This window comes from Frigoribacterium sp. CFBP9029, from assembly GCF_034045305.1.
Lineage (GTDB): Bacteria > Actinomycetota > Actinomycetes > Actinomycetales > Microbacteriaceae > Frigoribacterium.
In genome coordinates, this window is record NZ_JAXCWB010000001.1 from 442,232 (window position 1) to 468,321 (window position 26,090).

25 protein-coding genes and 1 tRNA gene are annotated in these 26,090 nt (G+C 70.9%); 4 read left to right on the top strand and 22 right to left on the bottom strand.

The window, feature by feature from the left end:
• Positions 1-43 precede the first annotated feature (43 nt).
• From hisS to SOM11_RS02100, 6 genes are all read right to left on the bottom strand, one after another.
• Complete coding sequence (gene hisS / locus SOM11_RS02075; RefSeq protein ID WP_192059591.1) at positions 44-1,288, bottom strand: histidine--tRNA ligase; 1,245 nt, start codon at positions 1,286-1,288, stop codon at positions 44-46.
• A 243-nt stretch (positions 1,289-1,531) separates the two neighbouring features.
• The gene (locus SOM11_RS02080) at positions 1,532-2,122 is read right to left on the bottom strand and encodes a TetR family transcriptional regulator (protein WP_192059589.1); all 591 of its coding nucleotides are present in this window, start codon (positions 2,120-2,122) and stop codon (positions 1,532-1,534) included.
• Positions 2,123-2,458: 336 nt separating this feature from the next.
• The gene (locus SOM11_RS02085; protein ID WP_320477044.1) at positions 2,459-3,223 is read right to left on the bottom strand and encodes a MazG nucleotide pyrophosphohydrolase domain-containing protein; all 765 of its coding nucleotides are present in this window, start codon (positions 3,221-3,223) and stop codon (positions 2,459-2,461) included.
• A gap of 31 nt (positions 3,224-3,254) precedes the next feature.
• A complete protein-coding gene (gene mfd / locus SOM11_RS02090) occupies positions 3,255-6,869 on the bottom strand; it encodes a transcription-repair coupling factor (protein ID WP_320477045.1) in 3,615 nt (1,204 codons plus the stop codon).
• Positions 6,870-6,912: 43 nt separating this feature from the next.
• Positions 6,913-7,503: an aminoacyl-tRNA hydrolase gene (gene pth / locus SOM11_RS02095; RefSeq protein ID WP_243213874.1), complete on the bottom strand. Its 591-nt coding sequence runs from the start codon at positions 7,501-7,503 to the stop codon at positions 6,913-6,915.
• Positions 7,504-7,548: 45 nt separating this feature from the next.
• Complete coding sequence (locus SOM11_RS02100; RefSeq protein WP_192059581.1) at positions 7,549-8,184, bottom strand: 50S ribosomal protein L25/general stress protein Ctc; 636 nt, start codon at positions 8,182-8,184, stop codon at positions 7,549-7,551.
• Between the two features lie 460 nt (positions 8,185-8,644).
• Between SOM11_RS02100 and gndA the strand changes: the two genes are divergently transcribed.
• Positions 8,645-10,048 (top strand): NADP-dependent phosphogluconate dehydrogenase, encoded by a 1,404-nt coding sequence (gene gndA / locus SOM11_RS02105; RefSeq protein WP_414655439.1) that lies wholly within the window; start codon positions 8,645-8,647, stop codon positions 10,046-10,048.
• 457 nt (positions 10,049-10,505) lie between these two features.
• On the opposite strand, the gene SOM11_RS02110 is transcribed toward gndA, so the two are convergent.
• The 9 genes from SOM11_RS02110 to SOM11_RS02150 form a co-directional block, all read right to left on the bottom strand.
• Complete coding sequence (locus tag SOM11_RS02110) at positions 10,506-10,994, bottom strand: SRPBCC family protein (RefSeq protein WP_320477047.1); 489 nt, start codon at positions 10,992-10,994, stop codon at positions 10,506-10,508.
• A gap of 105 nt (positions 10,995-11,099) precedes the next feature.
• Positions 11,100-12,077 (bottom strand): ribose-phosphate diphosphokinase, encoded by a 978-nt coding sequence (locus SOM11_RS02115; protein WP_192059577.1) that lies wholly within the window; start codon positions 12,075-12,077, stop codon positions 11,100-11,102.
• Positions 12,078-12,119: 42 nt separating this feature from the next.
• Positions 12,120-13,553: a bifunctional UDP-N-acetylglucosamine diphosphorylase/glucosamine-1-phosphate N-acetyltransferase GlmU gene (gene glmU, locus SOM11_RS02120; protein WP_192059575.1), complete on the bottom strand. Its 1,434-nt coding sequence runs from the start codon at positions 13,551-13,553 to the stop codon at positions 12,120-12,122.
• Between the two features lie 118 nt (positions 13,554-13,671).
• Positions 13,672-14,160, bottom strand: a complete 489-nt coding sequence (locus SOM11_RS02125) for a DUF4126 family protein (RefSeq protein WP_192059572.1) — start codon at positions 14,158-14,160, stop codon at positions 13,672-13,674.
• Positions 14,161-14,254: 94 nt separating this feature from the next.
• A complete protein-coding gene (locus SOM11_RS02130) occupies positions 14,255-14,743 on the bottom strand; it encodes a hypothetical protein (RefSeq protein WP_320477048.1) in 489 nt (162 codons plus the stop codon).
• Between the two features lie 37 nt (positions 14,744-14,780).
• Positions 14,781-15,299, bottom strand: coding sequence for a hypothetical protein (locus SOM11_RS02135; protein ID WP_320477049.1), 519 nt, complete (start codon positions 15,297-15,299; stop codon positions 14,781-14,783).
• 32 nt (positions 15,300-15,331) lie between these two features.
• Positions 15,332-15,730 (bottom strand): hypothetical protein, encoded by a 399-nt coding sequence (locus SOM11_RS02140; protein ID WP_192059567.1) that lies wholly within the window; start codon positions 15,728-15,730, stop codon positions 15,332-15,334.
• A gap of 182 nt (positions 15,731-15,912) precedes the next feature.
• Entirely contained in the window at positions 15,913-17,823 is a 1,911-nt protein-coding gene (locus tag SOM11_RS02145; RefSeq protein WP_320477050.1) for an alpha/beta hydrolase, read from the bottom strand.
• Between the two features lie 72 nt (positions 17,824-17,895).
• Positions 17,896-17,970, bottom strand: a tRNA-Gln gene (locus SOM11_RS02150).
• 65 nt (positions 17,971-18,035) lie between these two features.
• Here SOM11_RS02150 and SOM11_RS02155 point away from each other — a divergent pair.
• On the top strand, positions 18,036-18,530 hold the full coding sequence (locus SOM11_RS02155) for a MarR family transcriptional regulator (RefSeq protein ID WP_320477051.1): 495 nt from the start codon (positions 18,036-18,038) through the stop codon (positions 18,528-18,530).
• A gap of 117 nt (positions 18,531-18,647) precedes the next feature.
• Here SOM11_RS02155 and SOM11_RS02160 read toward each other — a convergent pair whose 3' ends face one another.
• From SOM11_RS02160 to glp, 5 genes are read right to left on the bottom strand one after another with little or no spacing between them, the layout of a single operon-like run.
• A complete protein-coding gene (locus SOM11_RS02160; RefSeq protein WP_192059561.1) occupies positions 18,648-20,462 on the bottom strand; it encodes an ABC-F family ATP-binding cassette domain-containing protein in 1,815 nt (604 codons plus the stop codon).
• A 55-nt stretch (positions 20,463-20,517) separates the two neighbouring features.
• Positions 20,518-20,994, bottom strand: coding sequence for a molybdenum cofactor biosynthesis protein MoaE (locus tag SOM11_RS02165; RefSeq protein WP_320477052.1), 477 nt, complete (start codon positions 20,992-20,994; stop codon positions 20,518-20,520).
• Positions 20,987-21,475 (bottom strand): molybdenum cofactor synthesis domain-containing protein, encoded by a 489-nt coding sequence (locus tag SOM11_RS02170; RefSeq protein WP_320477053.1) that lies wholly within the window; start codon positions 21,473-21,475, stop codon positions 20,987-20,989. Before SOM11_RS02170 ends, SOM11_RS02165 begins: the two co-directional genes overlap by 8 nt.
• Positions 21,472-21,972 carry a cyclic pyranopterin monophosphate synthase MoaC gene (gene moaC, locus SOM11_RS02175; RefSeq protein ID WP_320477054.1) on the bottom strand — a complete coding sequence of 167 codons (501 nt, stop codon included), beginning with the start codon at positions 21,970-21,972 and terminating at the stop codon, positions 21,472-21,474. Before moaC ends, SOM11_RS02170 begins: the two co-directional genes overlap by 4 nt.
• The gene (glp, locus tag SOM11_RS02180; protein ID WP_320477055.1) at positions 21,965-23,215 is read right to left on the bottom strand and encodes a gephyrin-like molybdotransferase Glp; all 1,251 of its coding nucleotides are present in this window, start codon (positions 23,213-23,215) and stop codon (positions 21,965-21,967) included. Before glp ends, moaC begins: the two co-directional genes overlap by 8 nt.
• Positions 23,216-23,252: 37 nt before the next feature.
• On the opposite strand from glp, the gene SOM11_RS02185 reads away from it, so the two are divergent.
• Complete coding sequence (locus SOM11_RS02185) at positions 23,253-24,134, top strand: MTAP family purine nucleoside phosphorylase (protein ID WP_243214403.1); 882 nt, start codon at positions 23,253-23,255, stop codon at positions 24,132-24,134.
• A complete protein-coding gene (locus SOM11_RS02190) occupies positions 24,131-25,231 on the top strand; it encodes an NAD-dependent epimerase/dehydratase family protein (RefSeq protein ID WP_320477056.1) in 1,101 nt (366 codons plus the stop codon). The genes SOM11_RS02185 and SOM11_RS02190 overlap by 4 nt, the downstream gene beginning before the upstream one ends.
• 82 nt (positions 25,232-25,313) lie before the next feature.
• Here the strand turns inward: SOM11_RS02190 and SOM11_RS02195 are convergent, their stop codons facing one another.
• Together SOM11_RS02195 and SOM11_RS02200 are read right to left on the bottom strand one after the other, a co-directional pair.
• On the bottom strand, positions 25,314-25,733 hold the full coding sequence (locus tag SOM11_RS02195) for a type II toxin-antitoxin system VapC family toxin (RefSeq protein ID WP_320477057.1): 420 nt from the start codon (positions 25,731-25,733) through the stop codon (positions 25,314-25,316).
• Complete coding sequence (locus SOM11_RS02200; protein ID WP_320477058.1) at positions 25,730-26,086, bottom strand: FitA-like ribbon-helix-helix domain-containing protein; 357 nt, start codon at positions 26,084-26,086, stop codon at positions 25,730-25,732. Before SOM11_RS02200 ends, SOM11_RS02195 begins: the two co-directional genes overlap by 4 nt.
• Between the last annotated feature and the right edge of the window lie 4 nt (positions 26,087-26,090).

Below are 26,090 nucleotides of genomic sequence, written 5' to 3' on the forward strand. Positions count from 1 at the left end.
GCCAATCCTAGCGAGGCACCGCGCCGCAGCGGACGGCCCGCTGTCAGCCGAGCGTCTTGATCTGCAGGTCGTCGACGCCTTCTCCGCCCCGCACGACGGCGAAGCGCGTGTAGCCGGACTCGGCGAGGGTGTCGAGCTGGCGCGTGAGGTTCTTGACGCGCCGATCGAGGCGGACCCGCGCCTCCCCCCGTTCGAGCAGCGCCGCCCGCAGGGCCGTGAGCTCGGCCGCGGGCACGCCCGCGTCGTGCACGAGGGCGAGACCGTCGTGATCGGGGTCGCCCTGGTCGACGAGGTCGACGATGCGCTCGAACCCCAACGAGAAGCCGGCGGCGGGGACGTCCGCGCCGAGGAACCGCCCGATCATGCCGTCGTAGCGGCCGCCGCCACCGAGCGAGTAGCCGAACTCGGGGTGCGCGACCTCGAAGATGGTGCCCGTGTAATAGCCCATGCCGCGCACGAGCGTCGGGTCGAAGACGAGACGCGCGCCGGGGAGGGCCTCGCGGAGCGCCACCAGATCGGCGGCGGCGGCGACGTCGAGCCAGGCAGGAGGCTCGGTGCCGGTGATCGTCGACCAGTCGGCCGTCGAGAGCTCGCGCAGCGCATCCTCCAGCCCGCCGTGCTCGACCCCGATCTCGTGGAGACGCGCGACGACGCCCTCGACGCCGATCTTGTCGAGCTTGTCGAGCTCGATCAGCGCCTGCTCCGTGAGGTGGGCGGGCGCACCCCAGTGCGAGAGGACCCCGAGCAGCACCCGGCGGTCGTTGATGCGGATCGACGTGCCCTCGAGGCCGAGCGCCGAGAGGACGGCCGTGGTCGCCGAGATGAGCTCGATCTCGGCGAGCGGGCCGGCCTCGCCGAGGATGTCGATGTCGCACTGGACGAACTGCCGGTAGCGACCCTTCTGCGGACGTTCGGCCCGCCAGACGGGCGCCACCTGCACGGATCGGAAGACCGCCGGCAGCTCGGCGCGGTGCGAAGCGTAGAACCGGGCCAGCGGCACGGTGAGGTCGAATCGGAGCCCCAGGTCGGCGAGCGCCAGCGCGGAGTCGGCCGACTTGAGGTCGTCGACGTCGAGACCGCGCTTCAGCACGGCGAAGACCTGCTTCTCGTTGTCGCCGCCGAGACCCGAGTAGAGGAAGTCGGTCGACTCGACCACGGGCGTCTCGATCTCGTCGAAGCCGTACGAGCGGTATACGTCGCGGATGGTGCTGAGCACGCGCTCCCGGCGACGCTTCTCGGCGGGGAGGAAGTCTCTCATCCCGCGGGGCGGGCTCACGTGTGACGGCATGGGGACATCTTCTCAGAGCCGAGGGCGCGACGAGCCCGCCCCGACCCGACTTGCGCTCCATGTGAGATTCCACGTACAGTATGAGCACCAAGCGGCGTGAATCGGGTTGCATGCCGCCGGGTCACGGCGCCCTACCTTCCCTGCGGTGAGGGCGCCCGAACGGGCCAGGTGCTGAGCACCTGGCCCGTTCTTCGTCTGACGGCGTCGCGACACCTGCTCGGAGACGACCCGCCGAGCGGCGGGTCAGCCGCGGGACGCCGCCCCGGCACTCTCGACGAGCGCGTCGACCCGGTGCACGAACACCGCACCGGGCTCGTCGGCGCCACCGGCGACGACGGCGTCGTAGAGCAGCCCCTCGACCTCGGCGACGAAGGCCCGCGCCTGCACGGTGGCGTCTTCCGACGAGGTGCCCTGGGCGACGAGCCACGTCGACACGGCCTCGCGCCAACGGGCGCCCGCCTGCCGAGCGACACCCGGCTCGTCGCCGGCGACGACCTCGAGCAGCGCCGACTCCATCTCGAGACGCTGGAGGTCGAGACCCCGTTCGCTCGACGCCTCGTCCCAGTACGAGACGAGGTGCCCGCGGAACGCGGCCGCGTCGAGCGACGCGGCGTCGGCGGGGAGGAGGTGATCGTGGCGGCCGACGACCGCTCGGACGATCTCGGCGATCAGCTCGGCACGGTTGCCGAAGTGATAGACGAAGACGTAGGTGCTGACACCGAGAGCCTCGGCGAGGGTGCGGAACGAGACGGTCGCGATGCTCCGCGACCGGAGGTGGTCGATGATCTGGCCGAGCAGCTCGGGCTTGCGTGTCGGATCGGGCTTGCGAGGCATGAATGCCACTCCTTCGTGCGGACGGGTCGGGACGCCCTGCGCGGCCCCGACCGTCGTCTGGCGACCATAACAGACGTGTGCCGACGCCGCACAGGAACCAACCGGTCGGTCGATGGCAGGACATCGAGCGGACAGCCTGGTCTGCGTTCGTGTGTTTCGTCGGATGACCCTTGACATTTTACTGCACGATGCTCTACATTATCTCTATCGCTGCAAGGCCCATGGAGTCTGATCCCTCTCTGGCGTGCCGGCAGCGACGACGTGACACACCAGCCAGACGACTTCCTTCTTCGCGATCGGGGTCGCTCGTGGGGGGTTCACGTGAGGGCGCCCCGCCTATTCGGGTTGGTGGGGCGCCCTACCCTCGGTCTCGACCGCTCGCAGCCGTGCCTCACGCTCTCGTACGGCACGTCGGAGTGCGCGTTCTGCGTCGATGCCCCGACTCGTCGCGACGTCGACCATCCGCGCCAGTTCACGACCGAGCAGGAGCTCGTCGTCCACCGCAACGCCCTCGGTCGGGTCGTCGACCGGGGGCCTGCCGGTCGAGTCTCCGTCCGACCTGGACCCGGCGGCCTCCTCCCCCGGTTCGCACGCCCTCGGCGGCTCGTCGGCGGGCAGACCCGCAGCCCGACGTCGGCCGTCGATCTTCTGAGCCCGGGCCAAGGCCGGCAGACCGCCGGGCACGCCGTCGAAGGCACTCGTCCGCTCGGACTTCTCGCGCGCCTTCGCGGCGGACCAGAGCCGGACGATGTCGTCGACGTCGCGGGCCTCGTCGTCTCCGAAGACGTGCGGATGACGACGCACGGTCTTCGCCGTGACGTCGCGCACGACGTCGGCCAGGTCGAACGCCCCCTGACGCTCAGCCAGAGCGGAGTGCAGGACGACCTGGTACAGCACGTCGCCGAGCTCCTCCCGGCGATCAGCCGTCGTCCCCTCCTCGATCGCCTCGACGAGCTCGGCGGTCTCCTCGACCAGGTAGGTCACGAGACTCCCGTGCGTCTGCCCGCGGTTCCAGTCGCAGCCGCCGTCGTCGGACAGCAGGGCGGCGACCACGCGGACCAGCTCGGCGATCTCGGTCCCGGTGGTGTCGTCGTGGGTCACCCGCGCCTCCTCGGCCTGCTCCGTCGCGTCGTCAGCCGGCGGCCGCCGCGGTGTCCGTGGCGGGACGCGGCGTCTCCGCACCGAAGATCGCCGTCATCAGCTGCTCGACCCAGGTGATCAGCTCGCCGTCGGGCAGGGCCTCGCCGTGAGGACGGGGCAGCGGCACGCTGACCGACTTCGTCTGACCGAACCAGCGCGAGCCCGGGTACATGCGCTGCAACCGCACCTGCATGCTGTCGGGCAGATCGAGACCGGCGACACGGAGGTTGGCGCCCATGACGACGACCTCGCTGAGACCGATCTTCTGCGCGGCACGGCGCAGCCTCGACACCTCGATGAGTGCGAGGACCGACGCCGGCGGCGTGCCGTACCGGTCGGTGAGCTCGTCGAGGACCGAGTCGATCTGATCGTCGGTCGAGGTCGGCGAGCTGGCCGTCGACAGCTTCTGGTAGGCCTCGAGACGGAGTCGCTCGCTCTCGACGTACTCGTCGGGGATGTGCGCGTCGACGGGGAGCTCGAGTCGCAGCTCGGTCTGCCCCTCGGCCACGTCGCCGCGGAACGCCCCCACGGCCTCGCCGATCATGCGGAGGTACAGGTCGAAGCCGACCCCGGCGATGTGCCCCGACTGCTCACCGCCGAGGAGGTTGCCCGCGCCGCGGATCTCGAGGTCTTTCAACGCGACCTGCATGCCCGCGCCCAGCTCGTTGTTCGCCGCGATCGTCTCGAGGCGGTCTTGAGCGGTCTCGCTGAGCGGTCGCTCGGCGTCGTACAGGAAGTACGCGTACCCGCGCTCACGGCCCCGGCCGACGCGCCCGCGCAGCTGATGCAGCTGACTGAGCCCGTACTTGTCCGCGCGATCGATGATCAGCGTGTTCGCGTTCGCGATGTCGAGACCGGTCTCGATGATGGTGGTCGAGACGAGCACGTCGAACTTGCGCTCCCAGAAGTCGACCATGACCTGCTCGAGCGACGACTCGGCCATCTGTCCGTGCGCGACCGCCACCCGCGCCTCCGGAACCAGCTCGGCGATCTGCGCCGCGACGCGGTTGATGCTCGACACCCGGTTGTGCACGAAGAACACCTGCCCCTCGCGCAGCAGCTCGCGCCGGATGGCCGCCGCCTTCTGCCGATCGCTCTCGGGACCGACGAAGGTCAGGATGGGGTGGCGGTCTTCGGGAGGCGTCGTCAGGGTGGACATCTCGCGGATGCCCGTGACCGCCATCTCGAGCGAGCGCGGGATGGGCGTGGCCGACATCGCCAGGATGTCGACGTTGGTCTTGAGCTTCTTCAAGGCGTCTTTGTGCTCGACGCCGAAACGCTGCTCTTCGTCGATGATCACGAGACCCACGTCTTTGTACGCGATGCCCTCGCTCAGGAGGCGATGCGTGCCGATCACCATGTCGACCGTGCCGTCGCCGAGGCCCTTGATCGTCTCGCGGGACTCCTTCGCGGTCTGGAACCTGGAGAGACTGCGGAGGTGCACGGGGAACCCGGCGAAGCGGTCGGAGAACGTGTCGAAGTGCTGCTTGACGAGCAGAGTGGTCGGCACGAGCATGACGACCTGCTTGCCGTCCTGGATCGCCTTGAACGCGGCGCGCACGGCGACCTCGGTCTTGCCGTAGCCGACGTCGCCCGAGAGGAGGCGGTCCATCGGGATCGGGCGCTCCATGTCGGCCTTGATCTCGTCGATGGTCGTCAGCTGGTCGGCGGTCTCCGCGAACGGGAAGGCCTCTTCGAGCTCGCGCTGCCACGGGGTGTCGGGCGGGAACGAGTGGCCCTTGCTGGCCATCCGCGCCGAGTACAGCTTGACCAGCTCGACGGCGATGTCACGGACGGCGCGACGCGCCTTGCTCTTGGCCGAGGCCCAGTCGCTGCCGCCCATCTTGCTGAGCGACGGCGCCTCGCCGCCGACGTAGCGGCTGAGCAGATCGAGCTGGTCGGTGGGCACGTAGAGCTTGTCGCCGGGGTACCCGCGCTTCGAAGGCGCGTACTCGAGCACGAGGTACTCGCGGCTGTTCTTGACGGCGTTCTTGCCGCCGGTGCTGACGACACGGCTGGTGAGCTCGATGAACTTGCCGATGCCGTGCGTCTGGTGCACGACGACGTCGCCGGGCTTGAGCTGCAGCGGATCGACCACGTTCTTGCGTCGACTGGCGAGCTTCGTCACCTGTCGCGAGTCGTAGTTCGCCGATCGACCGTAGAAGTCGCTCTCGCCCAGCACGGCGAGCTTCGCGTCGGGGATCTCGAAACCGGCCTCGACGCCGCCGGCGACGAGGTGCGCGACCCCCGCCTCGAGCGACTCGGGCAGCGACTCGTGCAGCCGCGCGGCGACCCCGCGCTCGGCGAGCACGTCGCGCGCCCGCTCGACGAGGCCCACGCCGCGCGAGGTCACGACGATGCTCCAGCCGTCTTTGAGGCGCGACACGACATGGTCGAGGGCGCCCTCGGCATGACCGCTGAAGCTCGGCACGGCGTCTGCCGCCAGACGGACGTAGTCGCCCGCCGACGCGATCGCCTCCTCGTCGGTGAGGACCTCGCCGCTGTCGAAGGTGCTCAGGGAGAACCATGTGCGGTCGCCCGCGGAGTCGCGGAGATCGCGCAGGGAGATGAAGTCGCCCGCGTCGAGGTCGATCGGTGCCTCGGCGCCGGCGGTCGCGGCGCTCCATGCTGCCGAGAGGAACTCGCGGTTCGTCTCGGCCAGGCTGCGGGCCCTCGACACGACGCGCTCGGGAGACAGCACGGCGATGGCGGCCCCCTCCGGGAGGTAGTGGGTCAGCGGCACGAGACCGTGCACGAGGGCCGGAGCGAGGGACTCCATGCCCTCGACGGGGATGCCCTCGCCGATCTTCGCCAGCATCTGCGCGAGACTCGGGAACTCGTGCTGCATCTCGCGGGCACGCTGACGCACCTGCTCGGTGAGGAGCATCTCGCGGCTCGGCGGGAGGTCGACCGTCGTGACCTCGCCGTCGAGGCTCCGCTGGTCGGCGACGGAGAAGCGCCGCACCTGGTCGACCTCGTCGCCGAAGAAGTCGACACGGACGGGGTGCTCGGCCGTCGGCGGGAACACGTCGAGGATGCCGCCGCGCACCGCGAACTCGCCCCGCCGGGTGACCATGTCGACCCGCGCGTAGGCGAGGTCGACGAGTCGCAGGGCGATGGCCGACAGGTCGTGCCCGCGATCGCCGACGGTGAGCACCACCGGCTCGATCGACGCGAGATTGTCGGCCAGGGGCTGCAGGGCCGCCCGCACACCGGCCACGACGACGATCGGCTTCGTCGCCTCAGGCTGGGAAGCCGCCTGCTCGGACCACGCGGCGAGTCGCCGCAGAGCGTGGATGCGCTTCCCGACCGTCTCGGCGCTCGGGCTGAGCCGCTCATGCGGAAGGGTCTCCCACGCGGGGAACTCGATGATCTCGGCCTCGGGCAGGAAGCTCGTCAGCGACCCCCGGACGGCCTCGGATTCACGCCCCGTCGCCGTGACGACGAGCAGAGCCTGAGGGCCCTCGCGCCGCGAGAGCAGACCCGCCAGCAGAGGGACGCGCAACCCGTCGACGACGGAGAAGTCCGTGCTCTTGCCGTGCCGGTCGAGGGCAGCCGAAAAGGTGGAGGCGCGCGAAAGCGCCGGAATCAAGCCCGCGAGTATCACGCGATAGATGGTACCCGTGCCGACCTGGAGCGGGACGCGAGCGTCAGTCTCTCGCGGTATGGAACTTGAGCTGCGCCGCGATGAGCCCGTCGGCCGCGATCATCTCGACCGCGTCGGCGGCGTCGGCGAGGAGGATCGGGAGGTTCTGACGCTCGGAGGCCGCGAAGTCTTTCAGGACGAAGTCGGCGGCGGGTTGCCGCCCGGGCGGGCGGCCGATGCCGACCCGCACCCGGGTGAACTCGTTCGAGCCGGTCGCCGCGATGATGTCGCGCAGACCGTTGTGCCCGCCGTGACCACCGCCGTGCTTCAGCTTGAGGGTGTCGAAGTCGATGTCGAGCTCGTCGTGAACGACGATCAACCGCGACACGTCGAGGTCGTAGAACCGGAGCAGCGCCTGCACGGGGCCGCCCGAGACGTTCATGAACGTGTCGGGCTTGGCCAGCACGAAGCGCGGCCCGCCCGGCACGAGACGACCCTCGGCGACGGTCGCATTGGTGCGGTGGCGCTTGAAGCCGACGGACAGACGGTGGGCCAGCTCGGCCAGCACCATCTGCCCGACGTTGTGCCTGTTGCCGGCGTAGCCGGGCCCGGGGTTCCCGAGCCCGACCACGAGCCACTGATCGTCTGATGCCATCGTCCGTCGATCGTCTCTTCAGTGGTTCTGCGCCGGCAGGGGGTGTTACTCGGAGCGCTCTTCGTCTTCGATCGAGTCGACGTCGCCCTCGGCGGGGGCGGCCTCACCGTCCTCGTCGGAGACCGCGTCGGTCGTGAGGTCGAGCTGGGGCACCGAGATGGCGAGCACGAGGGTCTCGGGCTCGCTGACCAGGTTCGCGCCCGAGGGCAGCTTCAGGTCGGCCGCGGTGATCTGCGCACCCTCTTCGAGGCCCTCGATCGACACGACGACGTTCTGCGGGATGTGCGTGGCCTCGACCTCGAGCTCGACGGCGTTGAGCTCGAGCACGTGGATGGTGCCGGGGTACGACTCGCCCTCGACGTGCACGGGCACCTCGACGGTGACCTTCTCGCCGCGACGCACGACGATGAGGTCGATGTGCTCGATGGTCTGCTTGACCGGGTCGCGCTGGATGTCCTTGACGAGGGCGAGCTGCTCGGTGCCCTCGATGTCGAGCGTGATGACGGCGTTCGCACGACGCGTGATCAGCATGGTCTCGTGACCGGGGAGGGTGACGTGCTGGGGGTCGGTGCCGTGACCGTAGATGACCGCGGGGATCTGGTCGTTCGCACGGATCTTGCGAGCCGCGCCCTTGCCGAAGCTGGTGCGGACGAGAGCGGACAGGTTGTTGGCGTCAGCCATGTGTGTCTCCTTCTGAGGCCGCCGCGGGGGCGGACCGGATGTGTGGTCGGTTTCAACTCGAACGCGTATCGCGTGAGGAAAGACCCCGCAGCCGTGAGGTGACGGGCCCCGAAGGACCCGCTCGTCCGAGACTGAGCGCCTGCCTACCGCGTCGATAACGGATGCATGCGCATCCCTCGCCGAAGTTCAGCTTCCGAGGTTACACGGGGCCCGGGCGTGTCGCCAACCCGCGCCTCCTCGGCTCGTGGCCCCCGGGCTGTGCCGCGGCGACGCTCGGGAACCTGTCGGAGGGCCGGGACGCGACTGCCGGGAAGGGTACGGACAGTACCCGTCACACGCTCGGGACGGGGGCATAGTCTGCGGCTACCCACCCCATCGAGAGGAAGTCACCGTGACCGAACAGGGAACAGAAACGTCGACCACCCCGCAGGCGAACATCGGAGTCGTCGGGCTCGCCGTGATGGGCTCGAACCTCGCCCGCAACCTCGCGAGCCGCGAGGGCAACACCGTCGCCGTGTACAACCGCTCCCCCGAACGCACCGACACGCTGATGAGCGAGCACGGCGACGCCGGGTTCATCGCGTCGAAGACCATCGAGGAGTTCGCCGCCTCGCTGCAGAAGCCGCGCACCGCGATCATCATGGTCCAGGCCGGACGCGGCACCGACGCCGTCATCGACCAGCTCGCCGACCTGTTCGAGGAGGGCGACATCATCGTCGACGGCGGGAACGCGAACTTCCTCGACACCCGCCGCCGGGAGTCCGCACTGCGCGACCGCGGCCTGAACTTCGTCGGCGCCGGGATCTCGGGCGGCGAGGAAGGCGCGCTCAAGGGGCCGTCGATCATGCCCGGCGGATCGAAGGAGGCGTACGCGACCCTCGGCCCGATCCTCTCGTCGATCGCCGCCGTCGCCGAGGGCGAGCCGTGCGTCACGCACGTCGGGTCGGACGGCGCCGGACACTTCGTCAAGATGATCCACAACGGCATCGAGTACGCCGACATGCAGCTCATCGCCGAGTCGTACGACCTGCTGCGCCGCGTGGGCGGACACGAGCCCGCCGCCATCGCCGCCGTCTTCGACGAGTGGAACAAGGGGGAGCTCGAGTCGTACCTGATCGAGATCACCGCCGAGGTGCTGCGCCAGGTCGACGCCAAGACGGGCGGGCCGCTCGTCGACCAGATCGTCGACGCCGCCGGGTCGAAGGGCACCGGCGTCTGGACTGTGCAGAACAGCGTCGGACTCGGCGTGCCCGTCGGCGGCATCGCCGAAGCCGTCTTCGCGCGCGCCGTGTCGTCGAAGCCCGACCAGCGCGCCGCCGTGCAGGCGACCCTGCAGGGCCGGCCCGAGGTGCAGGAAGCCGGCGACGGCTTCGAGGACGACGTGCAGAAGGCGCTCTACGCGTCGAAGATCGTGGCCTACGCCCAGGGGTTCGACGCCATCATCGCCGGCGCCCTCGAATACGGCTGGGACATCGACAAGGGCGCCATCGCCAAGATCTGGCGCGGCGGCTGCATCATCCGCGCGCAGTTCCTGAACCGCATCGTCGACGCCTACGAGAAGGACGCCACCATCGCGACCCTCCTCGAGGACGACTACTTCGCCGCCGCCGTCCGCGACGGGGAGGACGCCTGGCGCCGCATCGTCGCGAAGGCCGCCCTCTCGGGCATCCCCGTGCCCGGGTTCGCCTCGGCGCTGTCGTACTACGACTCGCTCGCGTCCACCCGACTGCCGGCGTCGCTCATCCAGGGGCAGCGCGACTTCTTCGGCGCCCACACCTACAAGCGGGTCGACGAGGAGGGCGTGTTCCACACGCTGTGGTCGGGCGACCGGTCGGAGATCGAGACGGAGCCGTCGACCCACTGACCTCTCCGGTGATCATGGCGTGATCCGGGTGCTCGGGGATCGGGCCTGACGGGCGTGTTCGTCGCGACCGGACTGCTTCGGCGGGCCGGTCGGACGGACACGCCCGTTCGCGTCGCTGGGGCGGACGGATCCAGTAGCGGGGGCCGGCTCAACCTCCGCCGGGTCTGTGCGTCGGCGGGGCCGCCGGCCCGTCGGCAACTCAGGCGCAGCGGGGCTGCTCTGGGCGTTCTGCACGGAGACACCGCGCTGCGCCTGAGTTGCCGACGCGAGAGCGGGCCGGGCGATCAGTGGAAGCCGGTTCTGACGCACGCGGGCAGCCACCAGGATTCTCTGCCGCGCACCGGTCGGCAACTCAGGCGCAGCGGGGCTGCTCTGGGCGTTCTGCACGGAGACACCGCGCTGCGCCTGAGTTGCCGACGCGAGCCGGCATGGAGGAGGGAGCAGGCGCGACCGCAGGTCAGGGGCGTGCGGGGACGGCTGCTGCGAGGACCAGCGGGTCTGCGCAGCCGCGGGCGAACCCCTCGATGCGTCGATCGATGTCCCGCTGCAGGATGACGGCGCCGACGCGCTCGGCCAGCGGCGCGAGCCACTTCGGCCGGCAGGTGAAGTTGTAGCGCCAGACCGCGAGCGTGCTGCCGGGGTCGCTCTCGACCGGGCTGAACCGCCACCCGCCGCCCATGCGCTCGAAGAACCACGAGCCCTTCGTCATCTTCATCCCGACGTTGGTGGGCGGCGCGTACGAGACGTACTCGCTCTCCATCCGGAACCCGAACCGCTGCACCGTGAGCGTGCGCACGCCCTTGGCGGGCCCGGTCGCGCCGCCGAGGAGGTGCTGGTGGCGGATGAACGGATCCCAGCGCTTCCGTGCCTCACCCTGCGTCTGCGACACCGCGAAGGCGACCTCGGGGCTCACCGGGACGACCACACGGGATTCGACGACAGGCATGGCCACATCCTGTCACGATGCGTCGCCGACTCGGAGGGTACGCAGAAGAGGGCGCCCTCCACCGGATCCGGTGGTCGGGCGCCCCCTCAGGCGGACGGTCGGAGCCTAAGCCGCGCCGTCGAACATGCTCGTCACGGAGCCGTTGTCGAAGACCTCGTGGATCGCCCGGGCGATCAAGGGCGCGATCGGGAGGATCTCGAGCTTGTCGAACTTCTGGTGCTCGGTGAGCGGCAGGGTGTCGGTGACGACGACGGAGTCGATGAACTCGCTGTTGAGGATCTCGGGTGCCGGGTCGCTGAACACGGCGTGCGTCGCGGCGACGACGACGCCGATGGCACCAGCGGCCTTGAGAGCCTCGGCGGCCTTCACGATCGTGCGGCCCGTGTCGATCAGGTCGTCGACGAGCAGGCAGACGCGGCCGGCCACCTCGCCGACGATCTCGTGCACGGTGACCTGGTTCGGCACGAGCGGGTCGCGGCGCTTGTGGATGATGGCCAGCGGGGCGTCGAGCTTCTCGCTCCAGATGTCGGCGACGCGCACGCGACCCATGTCGGGCGAGACGACGGTCAGCGTCGTGTTGTCGAGCTTGGCGCGGAAGTGCTCGAGCAGCACCGGCATGGCGAAGAGGTGGTCGACGGGGCCGTCGAAGAAGCCCTGGATCTGCGGGGCGTGCAGGTCGACGCTCATGATGCGGTGCGCACCGGCGGCCTTGAAGAGGTCGGCGACGAGGCGGGCCGAGATCGGCTCGCGCCCGCGGCCCTTCTTGTCTTGGCGCGCGTACGGGTAGAACGGCGCCACCACGGTGATGCGCTTCGCCGAGGCCCGCTTGAGGGCGTCGACCATGATCAGCTGTTCCATCAGCCACTCGTTGATCGGCGCCGAGTGCGACTGGATCACGAACGCGTCGGAGCCGCGAACGCTCTCGTCGAACCGCGCGTACAGCTCGCCGTTGGCGAAGGTGCGGGCGTCGGTCGGGATCAACTCGGAGCCCAGCTCGGACGCGATCTGATCGGCGAGTGCGGGGTGCGCACGCCCCGAGATCAGAACGAGTCGATTCTCGCCGGTGATCTTGATTCCGGACACGTCACTCGCTCTCCGGCCCCGAGGGGCCAACCCGACCGGGGTTCAGTCGGTCGTTCGTTCGGCGCGAGCGGCGGCCTCGGCAGCCGCCGAGCCGGGGCGGTTCGCCTCGACCCATCCGCTCGCATTGCGCTGTGGAGCGATGCTCAGCGCCAGGGCACCTGCCGGTACGTCTTTGCGGACGACCGTTCCCGCACCTGAGTACGCTCCGTCGCCAATCCTAACGGGGGCGACGAACACGTTGTGCGACCCGGTCCGCACATGGGACCCCACCTGGGTGCGGTGCTTGTTCACGCCGTCGTAGTTGGCCGTGATCGTGCCGGCCCCGATGTTCGAGTCGCGGCCGACCTCGGTATCGCCGATGTAGCTGAGGTGCGGCACCTTCGAGCCCTCGCCGATCTCGACGTTCTTGGTCTCGACGAAGGTGCCGATCTTGCCGCCGGCTCCGAGCACGCTGCCAGGTCGCAGATACGCGAACGGACCGACGGAGGCGCGGGCGCCGATCACGGCGAGGGTCGCGTCGGTGCGCTTCACGATCGCACCCTCGCCCACCTCGGTGTCGACGAGCGTGGTGTCGGGGCCCACGACGGCGCCGGCCGCGATGTACGTCGCGCCACGCAGCTGGGTGCCGGGCAGCAGCTCGACGTCGGGGCTCAGCGAGACGTCGCGGTCGATCCAGGTGGTCTGCGGGTCGACGATCGAGACGCCTTCACGCTGCCAGTGCTCGACGATGCGGTCGTTCAGGCGACGGGCCGCCGCGGCGAGCTGCACGCGGTCGTTGATGCCCTCGAGACGCCAGGTCTCGTCGACTGCGCGAGCGGCGACGATCTCGCCGGCGGCCGTCAGCAGACCGACCATGTCGGTCACGTACTTCTCGTTCTGGGCGTTCGCCGATCCGATGCGGGGCAGGTGGGTGCGCAGCGCCGAGACGGTGAAGACATAGGTGCCCGAGTTGATCTCGCGCACGTCCCGCTCGTCGGCCGTGGCGTCTTTGTGCTCGACGATGCGGTCGACGTCGCCGGAGGCGCGGCGGACGACGCGCCCGTAGCCCGTGGCGTCGGGCAGCACGGCCGACAGCAGCGTCGCCGACGCGGACGCCTCGCGGTGCTGGTCGAGCAGCGCCTCGAGGGTCGCGTGGTCGAGGAACGGCACATCGGCGCTGACCACCACGACGTCGCCGTCGAACTCGGCCGGCAGGGCCTCGACTGCCTGCTCGACCGCCCGCCCGGTGCCGGGGACGTCGTCTTGATCGACGATGAGGGCCGCGGGCGAGGTGTCGAGCACGCTCGCGACGACGACGTCGCGCTCGTGCCGCACGACCGCGACGAGGTGCTCGGGGTTCAACGCGCCGGCCGACTCGAGCACGTGCTGGATGAGCGGCATGCCCGCCAGGCGGTGGAGCACCTTGGGCGTCGACGACTTCATGCGCGTGCCCTGCCCTGCTGCGAGGACGACGACGGCGAGACTGCGTTCAGACATGGTGCTCCTTGGTGAGGTGGTGCGTGATCTGCGGCGATCCTCCCACGGGTGACCGAGGAGGCGCGAAAGGGCAGGCGGGATCGGTGCGGCGAAGCGGATGATCGGCCCTGGGGAGGACTCAGCGGGAGCGCACCACGGAGAAGGCGCTGGAGACCGTCACGGCGTCTTCGGCGAGCGCGACGACCAGGTCGGGCAGTCCCGTCCGATCGACGACGCTCTTGCGGGCGAGGTAGAACAGCCAGCTCCCTGCGAGCGCCCCGACGGCGCCGACGACCGCGCCCGCGAGGCGAGGCCCGCCGTGATCGGGATCGGCGACGGCGAGTCCGACCACCGCCCCGGCGACGGCCCGCCCGAAGAGCGGCCCCGGCGCGACGCGGCTCGGTGTGGCGGGGAGCTTGTCGCCGACCAGCTCGCCGGCGCCCGCCGCGATGAGCGCCGCGCGACCCGGCCACGATCGGAACAGGCGCCAGCTCTGCCAGGCGCCCCGTGCCTCCTCGGCTCCCTGGTTCAGGGCGAGCACGGCGAGCGGGGTCGCCGAACGGGAGCCGCTGAGGAGGCCGAGCAGGGCGGCACGGGCGAGGGGCGGGAGGGTGCTGGTGGTCGACATCGCGGGGTCCTCGTCGTCGGGGGCGGTGCCGGCACGACCGGCGGGTGAGATCGCAGGCTATCGACGGGAGACCGTCGGTGCCCGGTGCGCGCGGCTACTCGCCGTCGTTCTGCATCTGCACGGCGTCGCCCTCGGCGCAGGCCGACAACCCGCTGAGGCTGTACATGCGGACGTCGGCGAGGAAGTCGAGCGAGTCGGCTGCAGACCCGACACCGCGTACCCCGAGGATGGGGTCGCTCCCACCGCTCTCGTAGCGCTCCGTCGTCAGGCCCCGATCTCTCCAGAGGCGCTCCACGGCGACCACATCGGCCTCGGGATCCGAACCGCCGGGCCGGAGCGTCGTGATGTACGAGTATGCGGCGCCGTCGCGACCGTCAGATATCGTGCAGCCCTCGACGGCGGGGCCGCTGTAGATGTCCCACTCGCCGCCGATCGCCGCGGTGGTGTCGTCGACGACGGTGACGACGGCGCGCTTCGCATCGCCTGTCGCGAACGTCGCCTCACCAGGGGCGGAGCAACCGGTCAGAACACCAGCCCCGATCAGGATGACCGTGGTCGCGGTGCCGGCGGGACGGACACGCATCAGCCGAGGCTGGACACGTCGTCGACGGCCGAGCAGCTCATTCACCGTCGCGCTGCATCTCGTCGGCGTCCCCATCGACGCAGCTCGAGAGGCTGTCGATGCTGTACCGCCGCGGATCGGCCAGGAAGTCGACGGTCGCGACCGACCCACCTGAGCCGCGGATGCCCGGGACGGGGTCCGATCCCCCGCTCTGATACCGCTCCGTCGTCAGACCTCTCTCGGTCCACAGCCTCTCGAGGGAGGAGATGTCCTGCTCGGGGTCGCCGCCGGGCTGGTCGATGGCGACCAGGTACCCGTACGCCGCGCCCGCGCCGCCGCCGTCCCGGTCGCAGCTCTCGACGGCGGGGCCGCTCGAGACACGCCACTCGCCGCCGAGCGCCGAACTCGACTCGTCGACGAACGCGACGACCGCTCCCCTTGCGTCGTCCACGTCCTGCGGCACCATGTTCCTCCCTTCGTCAGCGCTGCAGCCGGCGAGCGAGAGCGTCGCCGTCATGATCAGGGCTGCAGGGATCGACGACCACGGGTGTCGTCGACTCGGATGACGCTGGTGCATGATCTCGTCTCGGATGGACCCGGTGCGCGCGGCTACTCGCCCTGCTCCTTGAGCTCGACCGGGTCGCCGTCTGCGCAGGGGGACAGGGCGTCGACGCTGTAGCCGCGCTCGTCGGCGAGGAAGTCGATGGACGTCGTCGGACCGCCGGAACCCCGGATACCGAGGATGGGATCGTCGCCGCCGCTCTGATAGCGCTCGGTCGTGATGCCCTGGTCGTTCCAGAGCTTCTCGACGGCGTCGATGTGCGCGGTCGGATCACCCGGAGCGGCGGCCTGCGTCGTGATGTACGAGTACGCGGCGCCGTCTCCCCCGGACTCCTGCGTGCACGCCCGCACGGCGGGGCCGCTGTAGACCTCCCACTCGCCCCCGATCGCCACGGTCGTGTCGTCGACGACGGTGACCACCGCCTCCTTCGCCTGGTCCGTATCCATGATCGTTCCTCCTGTATCTGCGGCTGCGCATCCTGAGACCAGGAGCATCGTCGTGAGGACGATCGACGAGCCCAAGGCCCGACGGCTTCTTCGTGCGGGGTCCGGCATGACGCGGTGCCCTCTCTTCTCGGTGGCCGTCGGCGTCTGGGCCGACGTCACGGTTCTCGGTTCGCGAGCGCGGGTCACCCGGTGACCCTGTCGCCTTGACCCGTGGTGGCGTAGGCCACGTTTCGGAGGGATTCTGTCCCCTTGTCGAGATAACCCGTGTCGCCGTCCGTGTGGACAGCGTGATTGTCGACGGCGACGAGAGGGCCCGAACCGTCGGCGCTGAACGTCGTCGCACCGAAGTCCGCGTCCGTCGGATCCTGGTGGTGATCGTAGCTGTGGTCACGACCGAACTGCGCCCACTGGTCGCCGGCACCGCCGATGAAGGGTGTGGCGTTCTCCGCCTGGCCGGCGAAGACCTCGCCGGCGTTGATCTTCTCGGCGGTGTCGACGGCATCGGGCAGTCCCGCCGAGGCGATCGTGGTGAAGGTGTCGACTTCGACGCCCTGCTTCGTCAGCGCGAAGGCGGCGGTCGTCGTGCCGTACGAGTGCGCCAGCACGTTCGTGTTCGGTCCGTCGTCCCCTCGAGCCGCGTCCATGCCCTCGATGGACGCGGCCAGCCTGTCGCCCCCGTCTCGGGCCGCATCAGTGCCGAGGACGCCGATGTCCCAGTCGAACACACCGGGCTGCGGAGGAGAGTCGTAGCCCATCCAGGCGATCACGGCGCGGTCCTCGTCGCCGTGGACGCGGCCCTGCTCGTCGTAGACGCTCTGTGAGGCATCGGTCCAGTCGGTCATCTTTCGAGTGCTCGACCCCATGCCGGGAACCGCCCACGTGACGTTCGTGGCGGTGTCGAGATCTCCGATGGCGACGGCGGCTAGAGGAGGCTCGTCGGAGGTGAGCGAGATGAGGGTCCGTGCCCCGAGCTCCTCACCCTGCACCAGAGACGCCTTGATGTTCTCGAGGGCGATGATGTTGCGGGCGTTCTGGGCTCGGTCGGGGGCGTTCTGGTAGGCGGGCAGACCCATGTTGTCGAAGAAGTCGTTCGCCTCGGCGATGCGCTGGTCGAGGACCGCGACGTTGGCGGTGCTCCTCACCCAGTAGGGGATGCCCTCGAGGTTGCCGAGCTCGCTGAGGGCCGAGGTCGGGAGTGCCGCCAGCTCGCGCCGGTCGGCGGCCGTGTAACCCATCGTGGCCCAGAGCTCCGCGACCTCGGACGGCGTCAGCGAGTCGTCGAACAGCTTGGTGAACGGTGCCGGCACGGCGTCCGCCACCGCGAGGTCGAGCGTCGCGTCCGAGAGCTCGCCCGTTCCGCCGGCCCGCTCGAACGCGTCGGCGATGCTGTCGAGCCAGGCGGCATCGGCCGCGTTCTCTTCGAGCAGTCGGCGGATCCCGTCGAAGACGGTGACCGTTCCGGTCTCGGCCCAGGCGCAGGCGCTGACGAAGGCCACCCAGGCGTTCTCGACACCCGTGACCGAGTCGGACGCGGCGGTGTCGAGGCCGCGGGTCGTCGTGGCGAAGCCGTGGAGGGCCGAAGGATCGGCCGAGCTGCGACCGTCGCCCGTCCCGAGACCGGTGCGCGGACGCCCCTGCGCCGAGAAGGTCGCCTCGATCGGCACGGGCTTGATGGCCACCTCGGACGGTTTCGGATCGAACAACGCCGGGGCTCCGGACCCCGGCGTCAGCAGCCAGGGCACGACCAGCTCGTCGGACTCGGCGGCGGCCTTGGCCTCGGCGATCCGGGTGTCCTCCCGCTGCTGCCACGCGTCGAGATCGGCCAGTCGCTTCTTCTCTGCGGCCGCCTGCTCCGCCACGGCGCGGACCTGCGATGCGAGATCTTCGAGCGCCGTCGCCGCCTTGGGCCGGTCCGCCGCCTCGGCGATCGCCGACTCGGTGAATCGTGCCGCGTACGCGCCCGTGAAGTCTTCGGCGGCCTCGTCCGCAGCCGTACGTCGAGAGCCTGCCTGCCCCCGCAGCGTGTCGGCTGCTCCGTCGGCGGCCTTCGCCAAGCGCTCAGCCGCATCGGCGTCGAATTCGATGGTCGTCATGTCATCCCCCCCGATGAGCGCGCGACTGCGCACGGAAAGAGACTAGTCAGTCTTGGTTCGCGGAAACACCCCTGGCTCCGCCACCAGGATTCGAACCTGGACCTAACAGCTCCAAAGGCTGTCGTGCTGCCGTTACACCATGGCGGACCGCGCTCATGCGCCCGCTCATTCTGCCAGACGGCGCGCACGGCACCGGTCGACATAATGGTCGGATGCCCGAGCATGACGAGGTCGACCGGATCGTCGAGGCGTGGCGCCACGAGCGACCCGACCTCGACTTCGCGCCGCTCCACGTGCTCTCGCGCGTCGCCCGCCTCTCGAAGCACCTCGACCGCGCCCGCCGCGAGGCCTTCCAGGCCAGCGACCTCGAGTCGTGGGAGTTCGACGTGCTCTCGGCCCTCCGCCGCGCCGGGGCCCCGTACCAGCTGAGCCCGAAGACCCTCCTCCAGCAGACGCTCGTCTCGAGCGGTGCGATGACGAACCGCATCCACCGGCTGGTCGACCGCGGTCTCGTCGAACGCCGCACGGACCCGAACGACGGCCGCGGCATCCTCGTCACGATGACCACCGCCGGCCGCAGGGCGGTCGACGCCGCGATCGAACGCCTCCTCGCCGAGGAGGACGCCCTGCTGAGCGACCTCGACGCCGACGACCGCAGCCGCCTCACCGACCTGCTGCGCACCCTCAGTCTGACCCTGGGCGGGTAGCCGCCCGTCGAGGGGTCATGACACGCCGTCAGGAGCCGAGGAGGCGCGGCGTGTCATGACTCATCGACCGGGCTTCCCGAGGGCCAGGCCCCAGGCCCGGGCCCGAGGGCCAGCCCCTCAGGCCAGCAGCTCGCTCAGCTCGAGCCAGCGCACCTCGAGCTCGGCCGTCTTGTGGTCGAGCGCCGTGAGCTTGGCCTGCAGCGCCGCCAGGCCGTCGAAGTCGGACTGGTCGAACGTCGAGAACTGCGCGAGCAGCGACTCGCGCTCGGTCGCGGCCTTCGCCATCTTGCGGTCGATCGACCCGAGCTCCTTCTCGGCGTTGCGCTTCTCGGCGCCCGAGAGACCCGAGGCGGCGGCGGAGGCTGCGACGGATGCCGAGGCCCCCTGGACGGCCGTCGGTCGGTCGGTCGCGCCTCCTTGGCTGTCCGTCGCCTGCTTGCGCAGCTGCAGGTACTGGTCGACGCCGCCCGGCAGGTGCCGGAAGCGCCCGTCGAGCACCGCGTACTGCTGATCGGTGACCCGCTCGAGCAGGTACCGGTCGTGCGATACGACCAGCAGGGTGCCCGGCCAGCCGTCGAGGAGGTCCTCCATCGCGGCGAGCATGTCGGTGTCGAGGTCGTTTGTGGGCTCGTCGAGGATGAGCACGTTCGGCTCGTTCAGCAGGATGAGCAGGAACTGCAGGCGGCGCTTCTGACCGCCCGACAGGTCTTTGATCGGGGTCTGCAGCTGAGCGCTCGTGAAGCCGAGGCGCTCGAGCAGCTGACCCGGCGTCATCTCCTTGCCGGCGGTGACGTACGAGGTGCGCTGCCGGCCGATGACGTCGTTCACGCGCTCGTGGGCGACCTCGTGCAGATCGGCGAGCTGCTGGTCGAGGATCGCGAACTTGACGGTCTTGCCCTGCTTGACCCGACCCTCGGTGGGGGCGATGACGCCGGTGACGACCTTGAGCAGCGTCGACTTGCCGGCGCCGTTGACCCCGAGCACGCCGGTGCGCTCGCCGGGGGCGATGCGCCACTCGACGCCCTGCAGCACCCGCTTGTCGCCGAACGAGACGCCGACCTCGACGAGGTCGACGACGTCTTTGCCGAGCCGCGCGGTCGCCATCTGCGACAGCTGCACGGCGTCGCGCACGGGCGGCTCGTCGGCGATCAGCTCGTTGGCGGCGTCGATGCGGAACTTGGGCTTGGTCGACCGGGCCGGGGCGCCGCGGCGCAGCCAGGCGAGCTCTTTGCGCATCAGGTTCTGGCGCTTCGACTCGGACGCCGAGGCCATGCGGTCGCGCTCGACTCGCTGCAGCACGTAGGCCGCGTAGCCGCCCTCGAAGGGCTCGACGATGCCGTCGTGCACCTCCCAGGTGTCGGTCGAGACCTCGTCGAGGAACCACCGGTCGTGGGTCACGACGACGAGCGCGCCCGAGTTGGCCGACCAGCGGCGCTTGAGGTGCTGCGCCAGCCAGGCGACGCCCTCGACGTCGAGGTGGTTGGTGGGCTCGTCGAGGAAGAGGACGTCCCAGTCGCCGACCAGCAGGGTCGCCAGGGCCACGCGGCGGCGCTGACCACCGGAGAGGTCTTCGACCGCGGCCTCCCACGGGATGTCGGTGGCGAGACCCGAGATGACGTCGCGGATGCGCGCGTCGCCGGCCCATTCGTGCTCGTCGCGGTCGCCCACGATGAGACTTCCGACCGTGGCGCCCGTGGGCAGCACGTCGCGCTGGTCGAGCATGCCGATGGTGAGACCGCGACGCGTCGTCACGCGACCGTCGTCGGGCTGCAGCCGACCGGCCAGCACCGACATGAGGGTCGACTTGCCGTCGCCGTTGCGGCCGACGACGCCGATGCGGGAGCCCTCGTCGATGCCGAGGGTCACCCCGTCGAGGACGACCTTGGTCGGGAATTCGAGACGGAGGTTTTCTGCGCCGAGTAGATGTGCCACCCGAGAAGCGTAGTCGGCCCAGCCGGACGCTCCGACGGGCACGGGCGGGCGACGGTCAGCCGAGCGACGCGGTCCACTCGTCGGAGCCGTCGGCGAACTCCTGCCGCTTCCAGATCGGGGTGCGCGCCTTGACCTCGTCGACGAGGGCCGCGCAGGCTGCGAACGCCTCGGCTCGATGGGCCGACGAGACCGCGCAGGCCAGCGCCACGTCGCCGATCGAGAGGTCGCCGTAGCGGTGCTCGACGGCCACCCGCACCTCGGGGTGCGCGGTCGCGATCGAGAGGGCGACCTCGCGGATCACCTCGGTCGCGTTCGGATGCGCCTCGTAGTGCAGCGCGGTCACCCCGCGCCCGTCGTCGTGATCGCGGACGACGCCCTCGAAGGTCACGACGGCCCCGGAGGCGCGGCTCGCCACGAGCGCGCAGCAGTCGGCGACCGAGAGGGCCTCGTCGACGACGCGGGCGAGCAGCACGCGATCGTCGGCCGATACGGGGGCGGGGCCGGCGGCGTCGGCCGCCGCGGCGTCAGTCATGCGACCCTCCATCCAGCTGGTCGACCACGTGGTCGACGATGTCGCCGAGCATCTCGAGCCCGTCGCGGACTCCCCCGCGCGACCCCGGCAGGTTGACGACGAAGGTGCGACCGGCGACACCCGCGACGCCCCGCGAGAGCACGGCGGTGGGGGTCGCCGCGACGCCGCGACGACGCAGCTCGTCGGCGACGCCCGGCAGCTCTCTGTCGAGCAGCGGCCGGGTCTGCTCGGGGGTGGCGTCGGTCGGCGAGACGCCGGTGCCGCCGGTCGTGACGATCACGTCGGGCGAGGTCGCGAGCGCCTCGGCGAGCGCGCGACCCACGGCCTCGCCGTCGGCGACGACGACCGGGGCGGGCACGTCGTAGCGACGCGCCTCGAACCACTCTCGGATGACGGGCCCGGTGAGGTCGTCGGCCCGTCCCGCCGCGGCACGGGTCGAGGCGACGATGACGACGGCCCGGCGGACGGGGAGGGTGGTCATCGCGCCCAGTCCCCCGATTTGCCGCCCTGCTTCGCCAGCACCTTGACGTCGTGGATCTCGGCGAGCGGGTCGACGGCCTTGATCATGTCGTAGAGGGTCAGGGCGGCGATGGAGGCGGCGGTCAGCGCCTCCATCTCGACACCCGTCTTGCCGTGGGTCTTGACCCGTGCGAGCACCACGACGTCGGTGTCGCCGGGTTCGAAGTCGACGGTCACCGACCCGATGGGCAGCGGGTGGCAGAGCGGGATGAGAGACGAGGTCTGCTTGGCCGCCATGATGCCGGCGATGCGGGCCGTGCCGAGCGCCTCGCCCTTCGGCAGGGTGCCCTCGACGAGGCGGGCGACGACGTCGCCGCGGGTGGTCAGCCGCGCCTGGGCGGTCGCCACGCGGGTCGTCTCGCTCTTGTCGGTGACATCGACCATGTGCGCCGTCCCGTCGTCACGGACGTGGGTGAGCCCGGGAGGCGCGGTGCCGGCGGGCGGTTCGCGATCAGTCATCGAGCGCCCACACTACGACCTCGTCGCCCTCCTCGACCCGGTCGACGCCGACGGGCACGTGCACCAGCACGGTGGCCGCCGCGTGGTTCGACAGGAGGTGCGAGCCGGGGCCGCCGACGAGGGCCACGCGACCGTCGACGTCGAGGCGGCCGCGGCGGAGCTGGTGCTTGCCGACGGGAGAGTCGGCGGACTCGGCCATGGGCGCGGCCCGCTGCGCACGCGGCCTCCCGACACCGGTCGCGGTCTGCAGCAGAGGGCGGAGGAACACCTCGAACGAGACGAGGGCGCTGACCGGGTTGCCCGGGAAGCAGACGATCGGCAGGGCCCGGTGGCCGACGGTGAGCGTGCCGTGACCCTGCGGGCCGCCGGGCTGCATGGCCACGGAGCCGAAGACGACGCCCGAGGCCTCGAAGGCGTCGCGCACCACCTCGTAGGCACCGGCGCTGACGCCGCCGGTCGTGAGCACGAGATCGACGTCGGCGCCGTGCCGGGCGACGACCGCCAGCAGGGTGGCCGCGTCGTCGGTCACGCGCTCGGTGACGACGTCGACGCCGATCTCGGCCAGGGCCGCGGCGAGCGCCGTGCCGTTCGCGTCGTGGATCGCACCGGGGCCGAGATCGGCGCCGGGTGCCGCGAGCTCTTCGCCGGTCGAGACCAGCAGGAGGCGCGGGCGGCGTCGGACGACGACCTCGCGCACGCCCGCCGCGGCCAGTACCCCCCAGCGGGCCGGGGTGAGGATCGTGCCGGCGCCGAGCAGCACGCTGCCGGCCCGCACGTCGGAGCCCGCGTCGCGGACGAACGTGCCGGAGGCGACGGGCCCCGTGATCGAGACGCGGCTGTCGGCGCCCTCGGCGGGGAACAGCGGTGGATCGACCTGCTCGACGGGCACCACCGCGTCGGCGCCGTCGGGCACCGCCGCACCGGTCATGATCGGCGCCGCCGTGCCGGGTCGGAGCGCCGGACCGACGCGACCCGCGGGGATGCGGTCGACGACGACGAGCGACGTCGCCCGGTCGTCGGTCAGATCGGGTGACGAGACGGCGAAGCCGTCCATCTGGGAGTTGGCGAACGGAGGCAGGTCGATCGGTGCGACGACGTCGACGGCGACCTCGCGCCTCCGGTACCGGTCGGGCTGGGCCGCGACGAGCGCCGGATCGACCCGCAGACCCTCGTGCGGCCGTGCCGCCAGGGCGGCCTCGACCAACTCGGCCACGTCGTTCTGGTGCTGTTCGATCGTGCGCACGCGGATCCTCTCGGCTGTCGCCAGTAGCGTAGCGGGGGTGACCGACACCACCCCCGCCTCCTCGTCCCTGCCCCGCGTCGACGTCGCCGTCATCGGCGGCTCCGGCCTCTACTCGCTCTTCGCGCCGGGCACGGCGACCAGCCATGTCGTCGCGACGCCGTACGGCCCGACCTCGAGCGAGGTCTCGATCGGCGAGCTCGGCGGCAAGCGCGTCGCGTTCCTGACCCGTCACGGCAAGGGGCACTCCGTGCCGCCGCACCGCATCGACTTCCGGGCGAACGTCTGGGCGCTCGCGTCGCTGGGCGCCAAGGCCGTCGTGTCGTCGTCGGCCGTCGGCGGGGTCAGCCCGGAGTACCCGCCGGGCACGATGGTCGTGACCGACCAGTTCATCGACCGCACCTGGGGCCGCCCCGACACGTTCTACGACGTCGAGGGCTCGGTGCAGCACCTGATGGCCGCCGACCCGTTCGACCCGGTGCTGCGGGCGGCCGCCGTGTCGGCGCTCGAGCAGCAGGGCGAGCCGTTCGCCGCGACGGGCACCTGCGTCGTCATCCAGGGCCCGCGGTTCTCGACCCGGGCCGAGTCGCTCTGGTTCCGAGCCGCCGGCGCGCACACGATCAACATGACGATGTACCCCGAGGTGCCGTTGACCCTCGAGCTCGGCATGGGCGCCGTCAACATCTCGTTCGTCACCGACAGCGACGCCGGCATCTCGCCGGAGGAGGGTGACGACGACGACGCCGTCAGCCACCAGCTCGTCATGGAGCGCCTCGCCGCCGCCCAGCCGCGCATCGTCGCCGCCATCGAGTCGATCGTCGCCGGGCTGCCGAGCGACTACGAGCCGCGCGAGCTGATTCCCGCCGAGGCGGTCGCCGCCGTGCTCGCCCGCCCCGTGCAGTCGCGCCGGGCCGCGCTGTGACCGACGCTCGCGGCGCCTCGACCGACCCGGGCCCCCTCGGGCGGCTGCTCGTGACGGGCGGCGCCGGGTTCATCGGCTCGGCCGTCGTCGCCCAGGCCCTCGATCGCGGCTGGACGGTGCGCGTGCTTGACTCGCTGCGCTCGGACGTGCACGGCGGCGAGCCCGAGTTCGACCCGCGGGTCGAGTTCGTGCTCGGCGACGTGCGCGACGCCGACGTGGTCGACCGGGCGCTCGAGGGCGTCGACGCGGTCTGCCACCAGGCGGCCAAGGTCGGGCTCGGCGTCGACTTCCAGGACGCCCCCGACTACGTCTCGTCGAACGAGCTCGGCACCGCCGTCGTCCTGGCCGCCCTCGATCGTGCGGGGATCGACCGACTCGTCGTCGCCTCGTCGATGGTCGTCTACGGCGAGGGCAGCTACCGCACCTCGGCCGGCGCCACCGAGCGCCCGGCGCCTCGTCGCATCGCCGACCTCGACGCCGGCGTCTTCGACCCGCGCGACGAGGCCGGCGACCTGCTCGAGCCGCAGCTCATCGCGGAGGACGCCCCGCTCGACCCGCGCAACGTCTACGCCATCACGAAGCTGACGCAGGAGCACCTGGCGACCTCGTGGGCGCGGAGCACCGGGGGCCGCGCGGCGGCCCTGCGCTACCACAACGTCTACGGGCCGGGGATGCCGCAGAACACCCCTTATGCCGGTGTCGCGTCGCTGTTCCGCTCGGCGCTGCAGCGCGGCGAGGCCCCCCGCGTGTTCGAGGACGGCGCCCAGCGCCGCGACTTCGTGCACGTCCGCGACATCGCGTCGGCCAACCTCGCGGCGCTCGACTGGACGGCCGAGCAGGAGCCCGAGACGTTCAGGGCGTTCAACGTCGGCAGCGGCGTCGTGCACACCATCGGCGAGATGGCCTCGGCACTCGCCCGCGAGGCCGGCGGGCCCGAGCCCGTCGTCACCGGCGAGTACCGCGCCGGCGACGTGCGGCACGTGACGGCGTCGTCGGCCCGGCTGCGCGACGAACTGCGCTGGGAGCCCGCCGTCAGCTTCGACGAGGGCATGCGGGAGTTCGCCACCGCACCCCTGCGCGCCGCGGTCACGAACTAGACCGGAGGGCAGGAGGCGCGGGTCGGGTCGTCGGCGACGGCCCGCCCCCGCGCTCGGTCGCCTCGACCTGCTCGCCCCTGCATCACGCCGACCAGGGGTCGATGACCTCGAGCCCGACCCCCTCGAAGTCGCGGACGTTGCGGGTCGCGAGGCTCGCACCGGTCGCGAGCGCCGTCGCCGCGATCATGGCGTCCGCCGTCGCGACCGGGCGACCGAGACGCGTCCGGAGACGCACGACCCCCGCGTATTCGAGGGCGGTCGCTGCGCCGAAGGCGAGGACGCGACCCGCGAACTGCGTCTCGAGAGCATCGACGACCCCTCTCTCGACGACATCACGCCGAGCGCCAGGCGTCATGCAGAGGACACCGGCGAGCATCTCGGCTGCGGAGACCACGCTCAGGAAGAGGTCGCCTGCTCGCTGCTCGGCGTACCAGGACAGGACTTCGGGAGCCGGTCGGACTCGTGAGAGCTCGGAGACGACGTGGGTGTCGACGACGATCACTCGAAGTCGACGATCTTCGCTGGAATCTGCTCACGACGGTTGCGTTCGAGGATCTCGATGAAGTCGTCGTCGAGGAGCGCATCGTTCTCAGCGAGCCGGCGGCGGAGAGCGACGACCCAGTTCTCCGCAACGCCGGGAGCGCCGGGAGCGCCGGGAGCCCCGGGAGTGCCAGGGGCGCCAGGGGTGCCGTCGAACTCGAGCACGACCTCGGCCGTCGGGAACTCGGCGTCGGCGACGTACCGCCCCAGCACCCAGCGCACCTCGGCCTCCATCGACCGCCCGTGTCTCGCGCTCAGCGCCTTGAGCCCCGAGACCACATCGGGATCGAGCCCGCGAACAGTCACCGTCGACATGGTG

Excerpts from the sequence above, each read along its gene's own strand:
- hisS (WP_192059591.1), bottom strand. The coding sequence starts at position 1,288 with ATGCCGTCACACGTGAGCCCGCCCCGCGGGATGAGAGACTTCCTCCCC.
- SOM11_RS02080 (WP_192059589.1), bottom strand. The coding sequence starts at position 2,122 with ATGCCTCGCAAGCCCGATCCGACACGCAAGCCCGAGCTGCTCGGCCAG.
- pth (WP_243213874.1), bottom strand. The coding sequence starts at position 7,503 with ATGGCATCAGACGATCAGTGGCTCGTGGTCGGGCTCGGGAACCCCGGG.
- SOM11_RS02100 (WP_192059581.1), bottom strand. The coding sequence starts at position 8,184 with ATGGCTGACGCCAACAACCTGTCCGCTCTCGTCCGCACCAGCTTCGGC.
- gndA (WP_414655439.1), top strand. The coding sequence starts at position 8,645 with ATGGGCTCGAACCTCGCCCGCAACCTCGCGAGCCGCGAGGGCAACACC.
- SOM11_RS02110 (WP_320477047.1), bottom strand. The coding sequence starts at position 10,994 with ATGCCTGTCGTCGAATCCCGTGTGGTCGTCCCGGTGAGCCCCGAGGTC.
- glmU (WP_192059575.1), bottom strand. The coding sequence starts at position 13,553 with ATGTCTGAACGCAGTCTCGCCGTCGTCGTCCTCGCAGCAGGGCAGGGC.
- SOM11_RS02125 (WP_192059572.1), bottom strand. The coding sequence starts at position 14,160 with ATGTCGACCACCAGCACCCTCCCGCCCCTCGCCCGTGCCGCCCTGCTC.
- SOM11_RS02130 (WP_320477048.1), bottom strand. The coding sequence starts at position 14,743 with ATGCGTGTCCGTCCCGCCGGCACCGCGACCACGGTCATCCTGATCGGG.
- SOM11_RS02135 (WP_320477049.1), bottom strand. The coding sequence starts at position 15,299 with ATGCACCAGCGTCATCCGAGTCGACGACACCCGTGGTCGTCGATCCCT.
- SOM11_RS02140 (WP_192059567.1), bottom strand. The coding sequence starts at position 15,730 with ATGGATACGGACCAGGCGAAGGAGGCGGTGGTCACCGTCGTCGACGAC.
- SOM11_RS02145 (WP_320477050.1), bottom strand. The coding sequence starts at position 17,823 with ATGACGACCATCGAATTCGACGCCGATGCGGCTGAGCGCTTGGCGAAG.
- SOM11_RS02155 (WP_320477051.1), top strand. The coding sequence starts at position 18,036 with ATGCCCGAGCATGACGAGGTCGACCGGATCGTCGAGGCGTGGCGCCAC.
- SOM11_RS02165 (WP_320477052.1), bottom strand. The coding sequence starts at position 20,994 with ATGACTGACGCCGCGGCGGCCGACGCCGCCGGCCCCGCCCCCGTATCG.
- SOM11_RS02170 (WP_320477053.1), bottom strand. The coding sequence starts at position 21,475 with ATGACCACCCTCCCCGTCCGCCGGGCCGTCGTCATCGTCGCCTCGACC.
- moaC (WP_320477054.1), bottom strand. The coding sequence starts at position 21,972 with ATGACTGATCGCGAACCGCCCGCCGGCACCGCGCCTCCCGGGCTCACC.
- SOM11_RS02200 (WP_320477058.1), bottom strand. The coding sequence starts at position 26,086 with ATGTCGACGGTGACTGTTCGCGGGCTCGATCCCGATGTGGTCTCGGGG.